The following is a 15,101-nucleotide window of genomic DNA, read 5'->3' as shown; positions in this document are numbered from 1 at the left end:
GGACAGGGGGCGTGAGACATGGCGGAACAGGCTGTGACCCGGGAAACGACGGCGGCTGGTGCGCAAAAGCGTACCACTGCCGCCAGACGTCCCCGGGCGGCCCTGATTCTGGTCATTCTGTCGGGTGTATTCACCTTGTACATTCCGGTTCAATTGTATTGGCTGGCATTTGTTCCCGGGAGCTTCGCCTTTATCGGACTGTTGTTCGGAGGGCTGATTCTGGCCTGCGGTGTCATCGGGTGGTGGATACCCCAATATGTCCGGTTGTTGGGCGGGTTTACCATTGTTCTCTCCCTGCTCTCCCTGATCGGCGCCCTGGGTGGAATGCTGATAGGGATGCTTCTCGGGTTGGTGGGGGGAGCCCTCTGCATCGCATGGGACCGGGTTTTAGAAATGGATAAAGGAGCCGGCCGGGATCGATGAAAGGAGGGGGCCCGTTGTATTGGAGAAAAGCGGGAGTCTTTCTGTCCATTCTCTTGTTCTTCACCGGTTTCCAGGCTTGGGCGGCTCCGGTTTCAACGGCTTCCGACGAAGCCTTCGTCATCCGAGCGGAACGGATCGAAATCCAGGGGCTTCTCCCGGGATTGAGTCATGGGGAAAAGGGTCTGGTTCTCCGTCTCTCGATGAAGGAAGCCCAGATTTACGGAATGGAACTGGTCGGAAGCTACGGAACCGGTGCGGGACGATGGGAAATCAGCATTACAGACCCAGGGCCGGTCGCCGTCTCGGGGCTTACGGTGGATGCCAAAGCAGTGGGGATGAAGTTGAAAGGAGATACCCTCTTGCTGGATTCCCTAAAACCGAAAATCGTTCTCCACGACGTCTATCTTCGAGTCGTCCGGATGGAGTCCGCTACCACAAAGATGCAGAAGATGGACTTGAGCACCCTGCGCAAGGTTTCACTTGTCCGGCTCAAGGGGGGGATCTACATCGATTTGGGAGGGTTTTCCCCAGGAGACAGGGAAGAAGCCGAGCGTCAAGTGAACGAAATATTGATGGGAGCTTCCGAGAAGGAAGAGGAGGATCCGACGAAAAAGAAAGAGCAGGAGAAGAAGACGGAGAATGAGAAGAAGCCCGGATTAACCCCGGAAGAGGGAGAGCGTGACGGGGACCGGTCCAAAGAGTCGGAGGATGAGAAGGACAAAAAAGAAGGCGGTATTCCCGGAGGTTCCGATCCAACAGAGGAGACAGTAGAAACAGAAGTGAAACTGGGACGGAGCTTTCCTCTCTTCTCCTCCTGGGAGGTCGTGAAGGAAGCGAGGAAGTATGAGTCCAGACTCCTTTTGATTCAGGGGGACAAAGAAGTAAATCCCAAATGGCTTCTGGAAGTACTGAAGCTGGAGCGCCGAGAGGGCACCCCGACCCGGATCCGGGCGGAAGGACCCGACGAAAAAGAAGCCCTGAAGGCAATGGTGCAACTCCTTACCCGTGACTGACCACTCACTCGTTCTCTCAAGCTTATCCGTCATGGATTTGACACAAATTGCAGCTGTTATACCGGCAGGGAAACAGCTTTCATTGATGGAATATTATATCAATGAAGGCTGTTTTTGTTTCTATCAGGGTGTCTGGCGGGTTGGTGAAAGCGCTATCAAACTAAGAGGAAGGCAGGAGAAACGATGATGAATGTACCGTTGCTGGTATCCCCGATGTTGGAGAGAGCGGAACGGATCTTTCCGGACAAAGAGATTGTTTCCCGAATGGGAAATGGAATCGTCCGTCATACATACCGGGAGTTGGGGAGGCGGACCCGGCGGTTGTCCAGCGCGTTGGAAGGGCTGGGAGTAGAAAAAGGGGACCGGGTTGGAACGTTGGCCTGGAACCATCATCGTCATTTGGAAGCCTACTTTGCCGTTCCTTCGATGGGGGCGGTGCTTCATACCATCAACATCCGTTTGTCGCCGGAACATTTAATCTATGTGATCAATCATGCAGGGGACAAAATTCTGTTGGTGGACGAGGATTTATTGCCGCTGGTGGAAGCGATCCGCGATCGATTGACTACTGTTGAGGCGTTTATCATCATGACCGACCAGAATAAATGGCCTGATACATCGCTGACTCCCGTCTACTCATACGAGGACCTTTTGGAGGACGGCGATCCCAATTATGTCTTTCCAAAGGATCTCGATGAAAACACCCCGGCGGGGATGTGTTACACCTCGGCCACCACCGGTCTACCCAAGGGAGTCGTTTATACCCAACGCAGTATTTATCTACATAGTCTCTGTATGGGCTTAGCGGATACCTTGGCCATATCCGAAGCGGACACCTGTCTGTCCGTGGTGCCCATGTTCCACGTGAACGCCTGGGGGTTACCTTTTGCCTGCACTTGGTTTGGTACGAAACAGGTGTTGCCGGGTCCCCGGATGACACCCCGGGTGATCGCGGAATTGATCCAGTCGGAACGGGTGACAGTCACCGGCGGGGTTCCCACGATCTGGATTGCCCTGTTGAAGGAGTTGGAGGAGCACCCGTATGACTTGTCCAGCTTGCGGGGTCTGCTGTGTGGCGGTTCCGCCGTACCCAAAGAGGTGCTGCGCACCTTTGAGGAAAAATACGGCGTTTCCGTGGTTCATGCTTACGGCATGACCGAGACCAGTCCGTTGGTCACCGTCTCCCGGCTGAAAAGCTGCCAACAGAGACTTTCTCCGGGAGAACAGCTGGAGATCAAATCGAAACAAGGGATTGTGATTCCGGGGTTGGAGTTCCGTGTCGTCGGAGCTTCCGGGGATATCGCTTGGGATGGGAAGGAGATGGGTGAACTGTTTCTGCGCGGCCCCTGGATCGCGGATGGTTACTATAACGACGACCGCAGTACCGAAGCTTTTCGTGATGGCTGGCTCCATACCGGGGATGTGGTGACGATTGACCCGGAAGGGTTTATTAAAATCATGGATCGGACCAAAGACCTGATTAAAAGCGGGGGTGAGTGGATCAGTTCCGTCGATCTGGAAAATGCCCTGATGGCCCATGAGGGGGTTTACGAGGCGGCGGTGGTGGCTGTTCCCCACGAGAAATGGCAGGAACGCCCCGTCGCTTGTGTTGTGCTGAAAGAGGCATACAAAGGGAAGGTCAGCGCGGAAGACCTGCTGGAGTTTCTCAAACCCCAAGTGGCCAAATGGTGGCTCCCGGATGAGGTGATCTTTCTCGACCAAATCCCCAAAACCTCCGTCGGTAAATTCCTGAAGCGGGAGCTGCGGGAACGGGTAACAGAAAGCCTCGGTGTTCAGGAGCCGGTGGAGTGATTGGCAATCACGGGCGCGAGGTCCGTTTGAAGTGAATGTCCATGTGATGTTAGGATCCGAGATTTCACGATCCCACTGATGAGAAAGCGGGGAGTTTTTGTTGCATCCGATATGAGTGCATTGAGTGCGAGGGAGATCGGCCCGTGCTCCGCCTCTCTTTTTCGGTTGTGATTTCATCACGGACCGGAAAGGATGAGGAGAACTGGGCAGGGAACAGGAAGAAAAGCGTTTCTTTCGTTGGGTTTGGTGGTCCAGCTTTTGGTGGGCACTCGGTTTGGCCGTGTATAGGGGCGTAATCGGCAAATACGCCATTGATACGTTTCATTTGTCGCCGTTGGCGTATGGATGGCTGGACAGTTTGCGGGAGTGGCCAGGGTTGGGGTTGATTGTCCTGTTGGCGGTGTTGTCGCGGATGCCGGCTCCCTGGCTTTGGTTACTCAGCCTGATGGTGACGGCGGCGGGGTTGTAGCTGCATGCCTGGCTGGTTCTTGCTATTGGTTACGCTTCTCTACAGTACCGGGGCTCATGTCGGATCTGTCGTGAGGGATCCCTTAACCATGTCCCAGGCTGCTCCGGGTATTCGTGCCCGCCGTTTGGGACAGTTGGCCGGCGGCGCTGCGGCGGCAAGCCTCCTGGGATTGGGTATGGTTACGAATTGTGCATGGCTGACAACAAGGACAGGGAGAAGCATGGGTGACGAATTTGGCCGGAAGGGTTTCAACCGTTTTTCGAAGTGGTAATAAACCAAGTGAAATGTAAGAATACAAGAGAGGTTTGGAGGGGTTTCTGCGATATGGCAAAAGTGCTGATCATGACCGGTGACGCCGTGGAAGCGCTGGAAGTGTTTTATCCATACTACCGTCTGATCGAGGAAGGACATGAAGTGGTCATCGCGGCTCCTACCAAGAAAAAACTGAAAACGGTTGTTCATGATTTTGAACCGGAAGTGGAGACGTTTACGGAAAAATGGGCGTACGGCTTGGATGCCCACACGTCTTTCGACGAGGTGAACCCGGCTGAATATGACGGTTTGATCATTCCCGGCGGACGAGCTCCCGAGCACATCCGGATGCATGAAAAAGCCCCGGATCTGATTCGCCATTTCTTTGAAGAAAACAAGCCCGTCGGTGCTATCTGCCATGCCGCACTCGTCTTCGCCGTCGTGCCTGATGTGGTTAAGGGACGTGAGATGACCGCTTTCACCGCTTGCCGCCCAGAAGTGGAAAGCTACGGTGCCATTTTTGTAACCGATCCGCTCCATGTGGAAGGGAATCTGGTTTCCGGTCATGCATGGCCCGATCTGCCCGGATTTACAAAGTCGTTTTTGCAGCTGCTCTCTCGTTGACGTGTCAATCCGTATGGATAATAAAAGCCACCCAGTCTGGTATATCCCAGGACTGGGTGGCTTTTTGCATCGGGATCCGGGGGCGGTCAAACTGTCTTTCGATTCCGTTGATCCATCGCCATGCAAAGATCTTCCGCCGCCTGGCGAGGGGACGGTGCGGAGGCGATCGCGGAGATGACGGCGACGCCATCGGCACCGGCGGAGACGACGCTGTCCGCATTATCGGAGTGGATCCCGCCGATACCGACGATGGGCAGCCCGTGTGCGTGAGATTGGCGAATTCGGTGGATGGCCTCGGGTCCGATCGGTTTACCGGCATCCGCTTTGGAACGAGTGGAAAAGAGAGAACCGACTCCGATATAATCGGCACCCGCCTGAATGGCTTTGTCGACTTCTCCCGGTTGTTCACAGGAAACACCGATAATGGCGTCTGTCCCCATCAGGCGGCGGGCCTGAACAGCCGGTAAGTCCTCCTGCCCGACATGAACCCCGTCTGCTTCCAACACCATCGCCAGATCTGCCCGGTCATTGACGATAAATGGAATGGAGGATCGCTGGCAGATTTCCCGGAGTCGCTTTCCCAGAAAAACGGTTTCCGTCATGGTAAGGGAGGATTCTTTTTCCCTAAATTGAAACAGGGTGATTCCTCCGGCAATCGCTTCTTTCAGTACCCATGTTGGATCGCGTCCGTCGCAGTCTTGACTCCCCATAATGAAATAGAGTCGAAGGCTGAAAGGGGAGAATGGCATGGCAAAACCTCCCGATCGTTGTTTTCTGTGATGAAACCCTTTGATTCGGCTGGTAACCCCGTTCCCGTAATTTTTACTGAAGAGAGGTTGGGTTGAATCATCCCTGGTTTTAGCACGGGATACACTCCAGGTGTCGCTTCCACCTTGCATCCTATGCCATGAATCGGAAATTCAGACCGATCAGCGCAGCTCCTCCGCCTGGGCAAAATGCCGGTAGGCGAAATGGTTGGTGGGTCCATGTCCTCGTCCCAGATTGAGCGGATGGCGGATCGCTTCCGTGATGTATGCTTTGGCGATTTGTATCGCTTTTAGCAACTCTCGGCCTTTGGCCAGTTCCGCAGTGATCGCTGCGGAAAAGGTGCAGCCGGTTCCATGGGTGTGGCGGGTGTTCAGACGGGGAGCGGAAAAGACGTGGAAAGACTCCCCATCGAATAAGAGGTCGTCGGCGGAATCCCCCGTCACATGTCCACCCTTGATAATCACGGCGTCTGCCCCCATATCTACGATGTGACGAGCGGCGTCTCTTCTCTTTTCATCCGTATCCAGCATTTTGCCCGTTAGTACTTCCGCCTCCGGTAAGTTGGGAGTAATCAGATGGGCTAATGGAAGCAGGATCCGCTTTAAGGCTTGGCGAGCTTCTTTCTCCAACAGGGAATCCCCACTTTTGGCAACCATCACGGGGTCAATAACCAGTGGGTGGATCCGGTGTTTCTCCACCTGTTGGGCGACGGCTTTCATGATGGTGATGCTGGCGATCATCCCTGTTTTGGCTGCGTCGATCCCGATATCCGAGGCGACTGCTTCGATTTGGCGGGTGACCGCTTCTTCCGAACACTCATAAATGCCGGTCACTTCTTGCGTATTTTGGGCTGTGATCGCAGTCACGGCACTCATCCCAAATACGTCTCTTTCCTGAAACGTTTTTAGATCCGCTTGAATACCGGCTCCTCCGCCGCTGTCAGAGCCGGCAATGGTTAACGCCCGTGGAGTAGACATCCCATCAGTCCTCCTTTTTCCATATAAAAACACCGCCAGGCATACCAACGGCGGTGCGAACATTTCAAGTCCATCGCATGATTTTGAATCATTTCCTCCGCTGGCATTACCCAGATCAGGTTGACGGTCGGTGGCGGAACAGTCACCCTCTCAGCCCGGTCCTCCGAGCTCCCGTGTGTAATGTATTCAATCTCATCGTATCGGAAGATGCGACAGGATGTCAATTAGGTGTCCACCAAACCTCGATAGTGGAAGGGCTTCTGTCTATACCGGGTCCGGTTCGTACACATATGGTGTAAGGAGTGGAAAAGGCTTAGGGAGGGAGATCGGTATGAAAACCAAGGCTACCAGTTTTTTTGGCGGTTACGGAGGGTTTGGAGGAATTGGAATCGCTATTGCTGTAGTGGTTGTGATTCTGATTTTAATCTTCTTGGGATTCTTCCTGTTTTGGGGTGGAGGGTTTTACGGTCCGTACTATTGATCGAAGAAGTGCACCTTCCCATGGAAGGTGTGCTTTCTTTATCAGAAAAAAGGAGGGTAGAGGAATGGAGTGGATGAAACCGTGGTTTAATCAGACATTGCAGGATGGCTGGACCGAGATGGTGAAGGAGCTGGAAGAGTTGCAAGCCGAATTCAACATCCCTTCGTTGGAAAAAACCATGCGAGACGAAGGGGATGTGCTGGTGGTAGAAGTAGTGGTACCAGGGTGGAGCCGGCGCCATACGGTCGATGTGCGGGTGGAGGAAAACATTCTGTTCATTTCTGGTGTATTTATGGATCATACGCCATCGGGAGTACGCGAGGAAACCCATTTTACCATGAATCAATGGCTGCCTGTGCCGGTGGATGAAACACGTCTGAAGACGGACATCAAACCCGACGGCCGCTTGATCGTGACGATTCCAAAGCGACAGGTTTCTCAGCGGGATGAAGGTGTCACTTCTCCCCCGAACCCCTGATCCAGGGGGTTTCTTTTTTTCGCTCGTCGAAGCATATGGTATGATAAGGAACGGGTGAAAAAGGAGAAATGAGGTGTACATAATGGGGAAACACCAAGGATCTGATTTTCGCCGATTGTTGGCGGAATTGACGGACGTACCGGGACCTCCGGGGCATGAGGGACCGGTTCGGGAGGTGATGGCCCGTCAGGTGGCACCGGTTGCGGACGAGGTGACCGCTGATCGTCTCGGAGCCGTTATCGCCCGCAAGGAGGGACAGGCGTCAGGACCCCGGGTGATGGTGGCCGGTCATTTGGATGAAGTGGGTTTTATGGTGACTCGGATTTTGGACGAAGGTTTTTTGCGATTTCAACCCCTGGGTGGATGGTGGAGTCAAGTGTTGCCGGCTCAGCGGGTGGATGTGGTGACGGACCAGGGTGTGATTTTGGGGGTGGTCGGCTCCAAACCTCCTCATTTATTATCTATGGAGCAACGGAAAAAATCGATTCCCCTTGAAGAGCTGTTTATTGATGTGGGAGCCGAATCGGAGAAGGAGGCGCGTGACTTCGGTATTCGACCCGGGGATGTGGTGGTGCCGCACTCGCCGTTTACCGTGATGGCCAACCCCAAGCACTGGCTGGCCAAAGCGATGGATAACCGCCTAGGTTGTGCTGTAGCGGTGGAAGTGTTGCACCGCTTGGAAGGAGTCAACCATCCCAATACCGTCTTCAGTGTCGGGACGGTCATGGAAGAGGTGGGACGCAGGGGCGCCCATACCGCTACGGCTGCCGTGAAACCGGATATCGGCTTTGCCATCGATGTGGGAATCAGCGGTGATACCCCAGGAATCGGTAAAAACCAGGCCTCTTGTCAAATGGGGAGCGGCCCGCTCGTTGTTTTGTATGATGCCGGGCACATTCCGCATCGGGGATTGATCCGGTTGGTAGAGGAGACCGCGGAAGAGGCCGGTATTCCCTTGCAACACGAATGGATCAGCCGTGGAGCCACAGACGCTAGCCATATTCATCTGTTTGACCAGGGAGTTCCCACTGTTTCCCTGGGTGTACCAGCCCGCTACATTCACAGCCATGCCTCCGTCATTCATGAAGACGATGCCGAACAATTGGTGGACTTGCTGGTACGCGTGATTCAACGATTGGACAATCGAACATTGGAGAAACTGATTCGTTCTTGATTACCAGTGACCATCCGATGGGGGATGGTCACTGGTTTCATGGGCCGAGTAAAAAAAGCGATGCCCTCTTCGTGGGCATCGACTTATGCCGCGGCAAATTTTTTAGGAGGGAGAAAGTGGAGGTTGGGCCTGTTCACGGGGCATGTTGTTGTGCAAGGTATCGATTAACTCATCCTTTTTCGTCTGATCGCAGTTTTCCCAAATCACTTCGAACAGGACACCCAACCCAGGCAGCAGCTTTTCCTCCCCTCGCTCGATGGAGTCGTTGACCATGTTGTGAAGTTCTTTTGGACTCATATCCTGGACGTTGTGAATAACGGCACCTCGAATGGGAAAATTCACATGTATGTCCTCCTTTCCCTCGTATTGTGACCCGAAATAACCGTGTTATCCGTGGTGTGGAAAAATTATGGTATAATAGGCGCGATACCGGTTGACGGTGAAGGAGGATCGGCATGAACAAAACATTCGCGGTCATCGGACTGGGTCGATTTGGCGGCAGTGTTGCCAAGACTCTGCATGATATGGGATATGAAGTGATGGCGATCGACAGGGATCCCCAACGGGTCCAGGATTTTGCCCAGATCGTCACCCATGCAGTGGAGGCGGACTCTACGGATGAAAATGCGTTAAAAGCCCTTGGGGTACGCAATTTTGATGTGGTGGTCGTCTCCATCGGGGAAGATATCCAATCCAGTATTATGACAACGTTGATCCTCCAGGAGATGGGTGTAAAGAAAGTGGTGGTGAAAGCCCGTAACGATCTTCACGGGAAAGTGTTGTATAAGATCGGGGCCCACAAAGTGGTTTTCCCGGAACGGGACATGGGAGTCCGCGTGGTTCACAACCTGATCTCACCCAATATCCTCGATTATATTGAACTAGCAGACGATTACAGCATTATCGAGGTGAGTGCCGGGGAGTTTTTTGCCGGAAAAACCTTGGAGAAGCTGGATATCCGGGCCAAGTTCGGATGTAATGTGATGGCGATCAAGAGCGGGCCGCGTATTAATATTGCACCGTTGGCGGATGATGTGATCCATGAAGGGGACATTCTTGTCGTGATCGGTCATAATAACGATCTTAAAAAGCTGGAGGAAAAAGCGTAAGCCATGGAAATCCGAAGTATTACCTCGGCACGCAACGAGAAAGTAAAACGGTGGCGGAAGTTGGGGACACGCAAAGGACGGGAAGAATACCGCAGCATGTTGGTTGAGGGAGAGAAGTTGCTCAGGGAAGCGATGGACGCCAACCTGGACATCCGGGCTATTCTGATCTCCGAGGAAGGGACGGGGGTATTGGAACGATTCCCCGAATTGGGAGAGGTGCCGGTATATTGCCTGTATCCGTCCATTTTTACCGGATTGGTGGATACCCAGTCGCCTCAGGGGATTGCCGCCGAAGTCTCCATCCCCCGCCATCACACTCCATATATCCCCGCTCATCGGGCTCAGGTCTTGTTGTTGGATGCCATCCAGGACCCTGGCAATCTGGGGGCGATTCTGCGGACAGCGGAAGCGGCGGGGATTCGGAACATCTGGTTAGGGACGGGAACGGTGGATCCTTACAACCCCAAGGTGGTTCGGTCGGCTATGGGCTCCCTGTTTCGCGCTCGCCTTCATCAGGGTGACCTGTTGAAGGTGATTGCGGAATTGAAGGCATTAGGCTTTCAAGTGGTGGGGACAGACCCGAGAGCGGAACAGGTTCATTTTGATGTTCCGGTACCCGAACGGGCGGCCCTGCTTCTGGGGAATGAAGGCCGAGGCGTTAGTCCCGAACTGCAGGCTATGACTGATGAACGGCTGCGAATTCCCATGCCGGGAGAAGTGGAATCGCTCAATGTTTCCGTTACGGCGGGTATTTTGTTGTATGAGTGGGTACGGCAGGTAAGGAAGACGGAGGTTTAAGGCGCGATTTGTGTTGTTATGGATTGCATCCGATGGCTTTTTCAGCTATACTGGATGCGAACTTTTTCTGATCCAAGGCGATGAAGGAGAAAAGTACCACAGTGAAGGCCTGCCAGGGAGGAAGTGCCGTGACTGAAAGCACTTCCGAGGAACGGCTGTGGGAAGTTCGCTCCGGAGCTGGCTCCCGAACCCCCTTTTTTTTCGGGGGTAGTAAGGAGGTACCGGTGGAAGACCGTTATCATTCAAGAAAGTGGGATACCTCCAGCCTGTGTGCGGTCGGTATCCAACCAGGGTGGTACCACGAATCTCTCGTCCCTCGGACGCGGGATTTTTTGTTTTTTATTAACAAGCCTGGCTTTTTATGAATAAGGAGGGATGGTTGGATGCGGGAACGATTGGAAGCGTTAAAAGAAGAGGCTCGCTCTCTGATTCAGGCAGCCCATGATCCGGAGAAATTGAAGCAGCTCCGTGTGAAGTACCTTGGTAAAAAAGGCGAATTGACCGGTGTGTTGCGTGGAATGAAGGATCTCAGCCCGGAGGAGCGGCCTGTTGTCGGTAGTTTGGCCAACGAGGTTCGCAGTCAGTTGGAACAATGGATGGAAGCAAAGGAGCGGCAGATCAGCGAAGCGTTACTGGAAGAGCGCTTAAAAGCGGAGGCGGTGGATGTCACATTGCCGGCCCATCCGCGTCCTTTTGGCGGGATCCATCCCCTGAGTGCGATCACCGAAGAGATCGAGGACATTTTTATCGGGATGGGATTTGAAGTGGCAGAGGGACCGGAAGTGGAGTGGGACTCTTATAATTTTGAGGCGCTCAATTTTCCCAAGGAACATCCCGCCCGCGATATGCAGGATTCCTTCTATATTACCTCGGACATCCTTCTTCGTACGCATACTTCCCCTGTTCAGGTGCACGCCATGGAAGAACGGGAGGGTCAAGTGCCTGTCAAGGTGATCTGTCCCGGTAAAGTGTACCGACGGGATGATGATGACGCGACTCATTCCCATCAGTTTGCCCAGGTGGAAGGACTGGTGGTGGACCGGGGGATCTCCATGGGGGAACTGCACGGTACACTTGAAGCCTTTGCCGAAAAAATGTTTGCGATGGAGTTGGAGACCCGGCTTCGCCCCAGCTACTTCCCCTTTACCGAACCGAGTGTGGAGATGGACATCTCCTGTGTCCAGTGTGGGGGAAACGGATGCGGCATGTGCAAACATACGGGATGGATCGAAATTCTGGGTGCAGGGATGGTGCATCCGCGCGTGTTGGAAGGGGCCGGATACGATTCGGAACGCTATACCGGTTTTGCTTTCGGCATGGGACTGGAACGGATTGCTCTCTTGAAGTACGGGATTGATGATATCCGGCAATTTTATACCAATGACCTGAAGTTCCTGCGACAATTTCAATCGCTTTAATCGAAGGGGGAGTGTTCCATGCGGGTATCGTACCAATGGTTGCGGAAATATGTGGATTTGGAAGGGGTGACGCCGCGGCAGTTGGCGGAAGCGTTGACCCGGGGTGGCATTGAAGTGGATATCGTGGAAGCCCGGAATGAAGGACTGTCCCATGTGGTTGTCGGTTTGGTCGAAACAGTGGACCCCCACCCCAATGCCGATAAGCTGCGAGTATGCAGGGTGGACACGGGGGGAGAGGAGAAGCTGGGAATCGTTTGTGGTGCCGCCAATGTAGCCGCTGGTCAAAAAGTGCCCGTTGCGCTGCACGGGGCGACGTTGCCCGGGGGTATCAAAATCAAGAAATCGAAGTTGCGGGGAGTTGCTTCCCAAGGCATGATCTGTTCCGCGAAAGAATTGGGGATGCCGGAAAAACTCCTGCCAAAAGCCCAACAGGAAGGAATTTTGGTATTGCCGGAAGCGGCGGAAGTGGGTCAGCCGACGGAGGAAGTATTGGGCCTGAATGATTATGTGCTGGAGCTGGATTTGACGCCCAATCGTTCCGATTGTCTCAGCATGACGGGGGTGGCCTATGAGGTGGCAGCCGTGCTGGACCGAACCGTCACCCTTCCCGAAACGCTGGATGTTCCGCAAGGGGACGAAATCCAGGTGGAACTCGTACTGGAAGCGGAAGAAGACTGTGGATTGTATGGAGCCCAGGTGCTGGACGGGATTCGAATCGGAACTTCTCCGCAATGGTTGCAAAATCGGCTCCTGGCTGCGGGAATCCGCCCCATCAATAATGTGGTGGATGTGACCAACTATGTGATGTTGGAATGGGGCCAACCCTTGCACGCCTTTGATTACGATAAACTCTCCGGGGACGAGATCGTGGTACGCAAGGCGAATGCAGGTGAAACAATCACCACATTGGACGGGGTGACTCGTGCTTGCGACGATGAAACCCTATTGATTACAGATGGGGAGCGCCCAATCGCCATCGCAGGCGTGATGGGGGGAGAAGACTCCGAGGTGGGGGCTCATACCACACGGATCCTGCTGGAGTCCGCCTGGTTCTCTCCCACATCCGTTCGGCGGACGGCCCGGAAGTTGGGCCTTCGTTCTGAAGCCAGCAACCGCTTTGAAAAAGGAGTCGATCCGGCCGGGATCCGTCTGGCTTTGAAACGGGCTGTAGAACTGTTGATGGAGCTGGCGGATGCCCGCCCCGTCTCTCCCACTACGGTAGAACAGTTGGCTGCGATCGAAGATGTGACGATCACCCTGCGTCACCAACGACTCAATGGCATGCTCGGAGTGAAGATTGATGAATCCACCGTTTGCGACATCTTCCGACGTTTAGATTTCCCGGTAAAAGTGGAAGGCGAAGTCTATCAGGTGGAGGTGCCTTCCCGTCGGCCCGACATTTCCATCGAAGTGGACCTGATTGAAGAAGTGGCGCGTTTGTTTGGTTATGACCGGATTCCAAAAACCCTCCCGTGGGGGCAACAGTCTCCTGGGGCGCTCACCCCGGAGCAACGCTTGCGCCGAGTGATCCGACAAACGTTGCGCCATGCGGGGTTATCGGAAGTGATTAATTATAGCTTAACTTCGAAAAGCCGGCTGGAAGAGTTGAACCATCCGGCCGCCGATGCCCGTCCCATCCGTCTTCATATGCCCATGAGCGATGAACGGAAATGGCTCCGAACAACGCTGATTCCGCAGCTGCTGGAAACAGCGGAATACAATATTCACCGGGGAGAAGAACGGGTGGCCCTGTTTGAGTTAAGCCGGGTCTTTATTACCGATGAGAAAAAATTGAAGAAGCTGCCGGAAGAACGATGGATGGTATCCGCATTGGTTACCGGAGAGAAAATTCCCTCCCACTGGGTGGGACCATCCGAGCCTTGGGATTTCTTTGCGGCAAAAGGATTGATCGAGAGTCTATTGAAACGGATCGGTGTCGATGGGGTGGATTACCAGGCGGAACAACTGACAGGTTATCATCCCGGACGTACTGCCAAGATTCGATTAGACGGCGAAGAAGTCGGTTTGATCGGGCAGCTGCATCCCCTTGTGGCTGAAAAGCATGACTTGAGCGATACGATTGTGTTTGAACTGGAACTGGGTCCGTTGGTGGAAGCGGCACAAAAGAGTACTGTTCGTTTTACCCCTCTGCCCAAATATCCGGCAACCACCCGTGATTTGGCTTTGGTGGTGGATAAACGGATCGCTGCCGGCGATCTGACTGACGCAATCCGGGAAACCGGCGGGGAGATATTGGAGAGCGTTCAATTGTTCGACGTGTTTACCGGTGAACAAATCGGGGAAGGAAATAAGAGCGTTGCTTACTCCCTGCGCTATCGTTCCGCCGACAAAACCTTGACGGACAAAGAAGTGAACGAAGTGCATGACGGCATCGTGCGTCATCTGGAAACTCGTTTTGGTGCGGCTCTCAGAAGTTAGAAGGATGACGGGCGTCCGGTATCGAATGGATGAGGGAACCCGTGGTGTTCAGGAGGCGCTTAAATCATGAGTAAAAATAGACAAACCGTTGAGATTTACGGTCAAATGTACAATATCGTGGGGAAAGCAAGCCCCACCTACGTACGGGAAGTCGCGCGGCAAGTGGATGAGAGCATGCGCGCCATCGCCCAGGGAAATCCCCGTCTGGATACGACCAAGTTGGCGGTGCTTTCCGCCGTCAACATGACGGATGCGTATATGAAATTGAAACAAGAGCACGAGGAGATCCTGCATCTTATCGAAGATGATCAACCATGAAGATGAGGGATGTTCATGAGCTGGATGGATGTAGTGATTGTTCTGTTGTTGATTGGAGCCCTGTTACAGGGTTACCGCAAAGGTTTGATCAAAGAGGCGTCCGCTCTTCTGGGAGTGATTGTTGCTCTGTATCTGGCTTGGCGGTTCAGTAGCGAACTCTCTGAGAGTCTGGCGGGGGTGATCCCCCTGCCGGAGAGCCTCAGTGGCGGTGTGTGGGGTTTGCTGCCATTGGAACAAGCGATCTATACTCTTTTGGCCTTTGTGCTGATTTTTGTGGTTGTCCGAATTTTACTTTCCGTCGTAGCATCCGTGCTGACCCAACTGTTCCGCGTACCGGTGTTGGCGCAGATTAACGGTGTCGGGGGTGCGGTGCTGGGTTTATTAAAGGTGCTTTTGGTTATTCTGGTAGTGGTCAACCTATTGGCTACTCTTCCCTGGGAATCCGGACAGACTGCGGTGCAACAGTCGACTCTCAGTCAGAGTCTATTGGAGTTAACTCCGGAATTGGGAAGCCAGGCTGAAACAAAGGATCCATCCTGATTGATGTC

The 15,101-nt window shown here is 53.7% G+C and carries 18 protein-coding genes, 1 riboswitch and 1 other annotated feature; of the genes, 15 read left to right on the top strand and 3 right to left on the bottom strand.

Going from position 1 to position 15,101, the window contains the following annotated elements; translation table 11 throughout:
* The first annotated feature begins 18 nt into the window (after positions 1 to 18).
* The 6 genes from JOE21_RS12250 to JOE21_RS12225 all read left to right on the top strand — a co-directional run bounded on the left by JOE21_RS12250 (position 19) and on the right by JOE21_RS12225 (position 4,593).
* Positions 19 to 423 (top strand): DUF6114 domain-containing protein, encoded by a 405-nt coding sequence (locus JOE21_RS12250; protein ID WP_309866573.1) that lies wholly within the window; start codon positions 19 to 21, stop codon positions 421 to 423.
* Between the two features lie 14 nt (positions 424 to 437).
* The gene (locus JOE21_RS12245) at positions 438 to 1,436 is read left to right on the top strand and encodes an HPr family phosphocarrier protein (RefSeq protein WP_309866570.1); all 999 of its coding nucleotides are present in this window, start codon (positions 438 to 440) and stop codon (positions 1,434 to 1,436) included.
* 183 nt (positions 1,437 to 1,619) lie between these two features.
* On the top strand, positions 1,620 to 3,248 hold the full coding sequence (locus JOE21_RS12240) for a long-chain fatty acid--CoA ligase (RefSeq protein ID WP_309866569.1): 1,629 nt from the start codon (positions 1,620 to 1,622) through the stop codon (positions 3,246 to 3,248).
* Between the two features lie 274 nt (positions 3,249 to 3,522).
* The gene (locus JOE21_RS12235; protein WP_309866566.1) at positions 3,523 to 3,717 is read left to right on the top strand and encodes a hypothetical protein; all 195 of its coding nucleotides are present in this window, start codon (positions 3,523 to 3,525) and stop codon (positions 3,715 to 3,717) included.
* A 4-nt stretch (positions 3,718 to 3,721) separates the two neighbouring features.
* A complete protein-coding gene (locus tag JOE21_RS12230) occupies positions 3,722 to 3,988 on the top strand; it encodes a hypothetical protein (RefSeq protein WP_309866564.1) in 267 nt (88 codons plus the stop codon).
* A gap of 53 nt (positions 3,989 to 4,041) precedes the next feature.
* On the top strand, positions 4,042 to 4,593 hold the full coding sequence (locus JOE21_RS12225) for a DJ-1/PfpI family protein (RefSeq protein WP_309866560.1): 552 nt from the start codon (positions 4,042 to 4,044) through the stop codon (positions 4,591 to 4,593).
* A gap of 86 nt (positions 4,594 to 4,679) precedes the next feature.
* On the opposite strand, the gene thiE is transcribed toward JOE21_RS12225, so the two are convergent.
* The gene (gene thiE / locus JOE21_RS12220) at positions 4,680 to 5,342 is read right to left on the bottom strand and encodes a thiamine phosphate synthase (protein WP_309866556.1); all 663 of its coding nucleotides are present in this window, start codon (positions 5,340 to 5,342) and stop codon (positions 4,680 to 4,682) included.
* 180 nt (positions 5,343 to 5,522) lie between these two features.
* On the bottom strand, positions 5,523 to 6,338 hold the full coding sequence (gene thiD / locus JOE21_RS12215) for a bifunctional hydroxymethylpyrimidine kinase/phosphomethylpyrimidine kinase (protein ID WP_309866551.1): 816 nt from the start codon (positions 6,336 to 6,338) through the stop codon (positions 5,523 to 5,525).
* 75 nt (positions 6,339 to 6,413) lie between these two features.
* Positions 6,414 to 6,523: riboswitch (TPP riboswitch) on the bottom strand.
* Positions 6,524 to 6,669: 146 nt separating this feature from the next.
* On the opposite strand from thiD, the gene JOE21_RS12210 reads away from it, so the two are divergent.
* The 3 genes from JOE21_RS12210 (at position 6,670) to JOE21_RS12200 (ending at position 8,471) form a co-directional block, all read left to right on the top strand.
* On the top strand, positions 6,670 to 6,819 hold the full coding sequence (locus JOE21_RS12210) for a hypothetical protein (RefSeq protein WP_309866548.1): 150 nt from the start codon (positions 6,670 to 6,672) through the stop codon (positions 6,817 to 6,819).
* A 64-nt stretch (positions 6,820 to 6,883) separates the two neighbouring features.
* Positions 6,884 to 7,297, top strand: a complete 414-nt coding sequence (locus tag JOE21_RS12205) for an Hsp20/alpha crystallin family protein (RefSeq protein ID WP_309866545.1) — start codon at positions 6,884 to 6,886, stop codon at positions 7,295 to 7,297.
* Between the two features lie 82 nt (positions 7,298 to 7,379).
* Positions 7,380 to 8,471, top strand: coding sequence for a M42 family metallopeptidase (locus tag JOE21_RS12200; protein ID WP_309866542.1), 1,092 nt, complete (start codon positions 7,380 to 7,382; stop codon positions 8,469 to 8,471).
* 102 nt (positions 8,472 to 8,573) lie between these two features.
* Here JOE21_RS12200 and sspI read toward each other — a convergent pair whose 3' ends face one another.
* A complete protein-coding gene (sspI, locus tag JOE21_RS12195) occupies positions 8,574 to 8,813 on the bottom strand; it encodes a small acid-soluble spore protein SspI (RefSeq protein ID WP_309866540.1) in 240 nt (79 codons plus the stop codon).
* Between the two features lie 113 nt (positions 8,814 to 8,926).
* Here sspI and JOE21_RS12190 point away from each other — a divergent pair, with 113 nt between their 5' ends.
* The 6 genes from JOE21_RS12190 to JOE21_RS12165 all read left to right on the top strand — a co-directional run bounded on the left by JOE21_RS12190 (position 8,927) and on the right by JOE21_RS12165 (position 15,093).
* The gene (locus JOE21_RS12190; RefSeq protein WP_309866536.1) at positions 8,927 to 9,580 is read left to right on the top strand and encodes a potassium channel family protein; all 654 of its coding nucleotides are present in this window, start codon (positions 8,927 to 8,929) and stop codon (positions 9,578 to 9,580) included.
* Between the two features lie 3 nt (positions 9,581 to 9,583).
* Complete coding sequence (locus JOE21_RS12185; RefSeq protein WP_309866532.1) at positions 9,584 to 10,378, top strand: TrmH family RNA methyltransferase; 795 nt, start codon at positions 9,584 to 9,586, stop codon at positions 10,376 to 10,378.
* A 71-nt stretch (positions 10,379 to 10,449) separates the two neighbouring features.
* Positions 10,450 to 10,698: a binding site (T-box leader), on the top strand.
* Positions 10,699 to 10,761: 63 nt separating this feature from the next.
* Positions 10,762 to 11,796, top strand: coding sequence for a phenylalanine--tRNA ligase subunit alpha (pheS, locus tag JOE21_RS12180; RefSeq protein WP_309866529.1), 1,035 nt, complete (start codon positions 10,762 to 10,764; stop codon positions 11,794 to 11,796).
* 18 nt (positions 11,797 to 11,814) lie between these two features.
* A complete protein-coding gene (gene pheT / locus JOE21_RS12175; RefSeq protein ID WP_309866526.1) occupies positions 11,815 to 14,235 on the top strand; it encodes a phenylalanine--tRNA ligase subunit beta in 2,421 nt (806 codons plus the stop codon).
* 66 nt (positions 14,236 to 14,301) lie between these two features.
* Positions 14,302 to 14,553 (top strand): cell division protein ZapA, encoded by a 252-nt coding sequence (gene zapA, locus JOE21_RS12170; RefSeq protein ID WP_309866523.1) that lies wholly within the window; start codon positions 14,302 to 14,304, stop codon positions 14,551 to 14,553.
* Positions 14,554 to 14,568: 15 nt separating this feature from the next.
* Entirely contained in the window at positions 14,569 to 15,093 is a 525-nt protein-coding gene (locus JOE21_RS12165) for a CvpA family protein (protein WP_309866520.1), read from the top strand.
* The last annotated feature ends 8 nt before the right edge of the window (positions 15,094 to 15,101 follow it).

The sequence above is a fragment of the Desmospora profundinema genome, assembly GCF_031454155.1.
Taxonomy (GTDB): Bacteria; Bacillota; Bacilli; order Thermoactinomycetales; family DSM-45169; genus Desmospora; species Desmospora profundinema.
The sequence above is the reverse complement of the archived record's forward strand: the minus strand, read 5'-3'. Positions and strand labels throughout refer to the sequence as shown.